Source organism: Vibrio sp. IB15 (assembly GCF_016406055.1).
Taxonomy (GTDB): Bacteria; Pseudomonadota; Gammaproteobacteria; order Enterobacterales; family Vibrionaceae; genus Vibrio; species Vibrio chagasii.
The window spans coordinates 1-4,796 of the sequence record NZ_JAEFCE010000113.1 but is presented as its reverse complement, the minus strand read 5'-3'; the positions used below and the strand labels follow the sequence as shown (position 1 = coordinate 4,796).

Sequence of the window (4,796 nt, the reverse complement as noted above, 5' to 3'; positions counted from 1 at the left end):
TCAGGCCTTGAAAGCCGCTTAACAGAAATGTCCAACTTTACGGGGTCACTTCAGTTCGGGGCTTTTTTGTTTGCCACGCCGCAAAGTCAATGGTTGTGGTTTGAGGGGGGATTGAGCGTAAGAAACCAAATTAGTTGGAAACTAGATATCAGCTCAAGAAACCATGAGACGCATTGTTACCTTCAACTATACATAAAACTATCACTCGCACTTTTTATAAAATCACACCGCAACAGCTAGGCTATTTCCCACGTGCCACATACTCTTTGATGGACTTATTAAGGACAGATAAGAGAATCCATCATGTTAAAAATCAAATATTTGGCGACAGTATTGGGCTGTACTTTAGCAGCACAAAGTCATGCGTCTTTGAACATTCAACCTGATCCGCAAAACCCGAATGGTTACCTTATTGAGAAGTCGGCTTTACAGGCTGCTGAACAAGCGAAAACCTCGGACCCTATGTATGCGATCTGGTCACAGGCACTACAAACTCGTTCGAACACCATCGTTGAAGCGATTGAACCCGGTTCACCTTCCAACCCTGAGAACGTAAAGCGGGTTGAGCGCGTATTCCCTCAATCTGAATGGGATTTCCTTACTCAGATGGCTGCGCCTGAATACACTTACACTCGTTTCCTACGTGCGATTGGTAAATTCCCTGCGTTCTGTGGAGAGTACACAGATGGCCGTGACTCTGACGCCATCTGTAAGAAATCCATCATCACGGCTTTTGCTCATTTCTCTCAAGAGACGGGCGGTCACATCGCGATAGATAATACTTCTGATAACCCGTTGGGTTTAGAAGAGTGGCAGCAAGCGTTAGTCCATGTTCGTGAAATGGGTTGGTCTGAAGGGCAAGAAGGTTACACCACAGGTTGTGGTCAGAATGATTGGCAAAATGCGCGCTGGCCATGTGCGGCAGGGCAGGGTTACTTCGGTCGTGGTGCTAAACAGCTTTCTTACCATTTTAACTACGGCGCTTTCTCTGAAGTGATGTTCGATGGTGATGCAACCGTGCTGCTGAATAATCCGGGTTTAGTTGCTGATTCATGGTTGAACTTGGCTTCAGCTATTTGGTTCTTCTTAACGCCACAAGCACCGAAGCCAGCGATGTTGCACGTTATTGACCGTACTTGGACGCCATCTCAACGTGAACTGGATGCGGGCATTGGTTATGGCTTTGGTACCACCATTAACGTAATCAACGGTGGTATTGAGTGTGGTGAACAGAATAAAGACAAGGGCCAGCCGGTTAACCGCATTCGTTACTGGGAAGGGCTAGCGGCGCACTACCAGATCCCTGTTGAAGCAGACGAAAAGAATACCTGCTGGCAGCAAACGCCATACGGAAGCTTGAACCTCAACGGCGCAACAGATGTGTTGTACACCAACTGGGATGGTAACTGGAAATACTACGCAGACCGTCCTGAAGGCTACTCATTTGAATGTGAGCTAGTCGGCTTCCAAACTGCATACTCTGCATTAGTACCGGGCGATTACGAGAAGTGTGTAACCAACTTCTATGGATCTCATGCAAGTTGGCCTGAAGTGAAAGTGGTCGATAAGCTTGATCCGGTAGACCCTGGAACCGATCCCGGCGGTAACGGTTGGAGTGCGACTAAGGTTTACAACGCTGGTGACCAAGTGACTCACAATGGCGCAACTTATGAAGCGAAATGGTGGACACAAGGGGATGACCCAGCCAATGGTGGCCCTTGGAAACTAGTAGCAGGTGAGCCAACACCACCGGTAGTGACAGATCCAACGCCTGTTGATCCTGCTCCGGTAGATCCTACACCCGTTGAACCGCCTGTGACAGAGCCGCCAGTGGTTGTCGATCCATCTGAATTTATTACGTGGCAAGCAGGTGTTAGCCAAGTGAGTAATGGCGATAAAGTGACGCATAACGGTAAGTGCTTCGTGGCTAAAAACGGCCCTGGTGTCTGGGAAAGCCCTGTTCAATCGAATTGGTTCTGGGATGAAATCAGCTGTAATTAATCGTTCAGCCAATTGAGTACCTTAACTGATTAATCAAAGCCGAAAGTGATTGCTTTCGGCTTTGCGTTTCGGCTTTACGTTCCTCGATGATCTAACGCGACACTTCTTAGCTGAATGCTAATTTTCCATTTAGAGAATAAAGTCCTGTACAAATGCTCTTTGTGAATTTATATTATTTTTTAAATCATACTTATTCTTTGTTTTAGGGTTAAGGTTTACCTATAGAACAGACAGATATCACGTCACTCATCCCCATTGTGATTACTTTGGTGTTGTCGTTGGCGACAAGGAATGTAGTGATTGGCCTTTTTGCTGGCGTACTCAGTGGCGTTGCTATGCTCACCGGAATGTTTAGTGAACTAAACCCTCTTGATACCTTTGGAACCATGGTCAAAGGCTACCTAGTGCCACAGCTTACTGATAGCTACAATGCTGGCGTCATTATGCTGTTGGTATTCATCGGTGGCTTTGTTGCTTTGATGGAGAAGCCGGGTGGTGGTGTTGCGTTTGCCAAGCGTGTGACTGAGTGGGTAAGTAACAAGTACCAAGCTCAACTGTCTGCGTGGTTTGGAGGAATCGTGATATTTTTCTATGACTTAGGTACTCCGTTAATTGTTGGCCCTGTCTTTCGCCCCCTTTTCGATAAACTGAAACTTTCTAGACAGAAGCTGGCATTTATCATCGACTCTACATCATCACCTGTCGCGATCCTTATCCCATTTATCGGGTGGGGCGTTTACATCATGAGCCTGATTCAAAAAGAGTTTACCGCCTTGAATGTCAACATGTCTGACTGGGATGCCTTTATCGGTGCGATTCCTTTCCAGTTCTACGCATTCTTAGCAATTTTCATCGTTCCTTTGGTTTCTGTTAAAGGTTTGGACTTCGGACCAATGGCAAAAGCTGAACGTGATTGCCAAGCGGGAATCAACCCAGGCGTGAGCAGCGAATCAATCAATCCTTTCTCGCATAAAAATGCAAAGGCATCTTTTGTTTGGGCACAAATATTAGTGATGCTCATGGTATTGTGTGTCATGTTAGTTCCACAAGGTTTCCCATTTCAAAAGGTCGCAGGCTCATCATTCAGATCAGCACTGTCTTCGGCTTATTTCTTTGCCGCGATTACCTTGATCTCGCTGATGGCTTACTACGGCGTGAGAAAGCTGTCGGATGGTGTTTCTGTATATCTAAAAGGCATGGGTAACATGATGCCGGTTGCAATTATTTTGGTACTGGCGTGGGCATTAAGCACGATTGGTAAAGAGTTGGGCGCGGCGACTTATATTGCAGAACAAGCGCAAAGCGGTTTCCCTTACTGGTTAGTGCCTGCAGTAGCCTTTTTACCTCGGCTATTATCTCATTCGCTACGGGTTCGTCATGGGGAACCTTTGCCATCATGATGCCGTTGGTTATCCCAACCGCGATTGCAATTGATGCTCCGCTGTTAGTTGCGATTGGTGCGGTGCTTTCTGGTGGCCTGTTTGGTGATCACTGCTCACCGATATCTGAAACCACCATCCTCTCTTCAACAGGTGCAGGGTGTGATCAGTTTGAGCACTTTAAGACGCAATTACCTTACGCATTAATGAACGGTTGTATTGCTTTAGTGAGCTTTGTTGTCGCAGGCTTAACTGGTAGCTCGTTGGTCGTGTTAGGTGCGCTTGTCGCCCAACTGGTTGTAGTAACATTGCTAGCCAAGCGCGACGCGAGTAAGAATGCATCTTCAGAAGTTCAATCTCAAGTGTCTGAATCTAAACCACAACAAGCGTAATTTAAGATTTCAACTGAGAGACTAGATACAGGATGCGAGTAAACGATTATCGAAGAGCTCGCTCTCTATTGTCTAAGTTTGATGCTAAGGACTATTGCTTACTCAAATCTGGATACTCTTTTCTCATCCCGCATCTCGTTACTCGCATCTTTTTATAGCGTGATAGTGAATTCTCAACACATAGTTACCATGAATGTAAACTGCCAAAACCAAATCAAAATCTCAATAGGATCATTTCAACAACCTTAGTTTTCGATAACTGGATTATCCCAAAAGCGATTTATCAATTAAAATTTTATTACAATTTTTATTGGTTTTTTTTAACCCCCTATTTGATAAAGGTAAATTCGCAATGTCGACCAAACTAGCTAACCCAGCGCCGTTAGGCTTAATGGGTTTCGGTATGACCACTATTCTTCTTAATATCCACAATGCAGGTTTCTTTCCATTAGATTCAATGATCCTTGCGATGGGTATTTTTTACGGTGGTTTAAGCCAAGTTATCGTTGGCACAATGTGCTTCAAACGTGGTGATACGTTCGGTACAACTGCATTTACCTCTTACGGCCTATTCTGGTTGACTCTTGTTGGTCTAATCGTAATGCCTAAAATGGGCCTACCAGCAAGCCCAGCAGCATTCATGGGTTGGTACCTACTTCTATGGGGCATCTTTACAGGCTTCATGTTCATCGGTTCTCTATGCTACCCAGTAGCGAAGCAAGTAGTATTCGGTTCACTAACTATCTTGTTCTTCCTGCTTGCAGCTCGTGATTTCACTGGTAACCAACTGATCGGTACTATCGCTGGTTTCGAAGGTATCTTCTGTGGCGCTTCTGCTATCTACTTCGCAATGGCACAAGTAATCAACAACGAATACGGCCGCACAGTACTGCCAATCGGTGAGAAGAAAGCACCTCAAATGGCAACACAAGAAATCGCTGCATAATCTCGCGTTTCTTAGACATATAAAAAAAGGTTCATCGCGGATTAGCGGGAACTAAAAACAAAAACGGTAGTAAGTGAT

Annotated in this window: 3 protein-coding genes and 1 pseudogene; all 4 read left to right on the top strand. The window is 45.4% G+C overall.

The window, feature by feature from the left end:
- Positions 1–240 (top strand): hypothetical protein (locus JC606_RS23490; protein WP_233090605.1); only part of this gene is annotated, 240 nt, incomplete at its 5' end.
- 63 nt (positions 241–303) lie between these two features.
- Positions 304–2,001, top strand: coding sequence for a chitinase (locus tag JC606_RS22700; RefSeq protein WP_137408166.1), 1,698 nt, complete (start codon positions 304–306; stop codon positions 1,999–2,001).
- Positions 2,002–2,222: 221 nt separating this feature from the next.
- Positions 2,223–3,772: pseudogene (locus JC606_RS22695) on the top strand (Na+/H+ antiporter NhaC family protein).
- A gap of 352 nt (positions 3,773–4,124) precedes the next feature.
- Positions 4,125–4,718: an acetate uptake transporter gene (locus JC606_RS22690; protein WP_063522643.1), complete on the top strand. Its 594-nt coding sequence runs from the start codon at positions 4,125–4,127 to the stop codon at positions 4,716–4,718.
- The last annotated feature ends 78 nt before the right edge of the window (positions 4,719–4,796 follow it).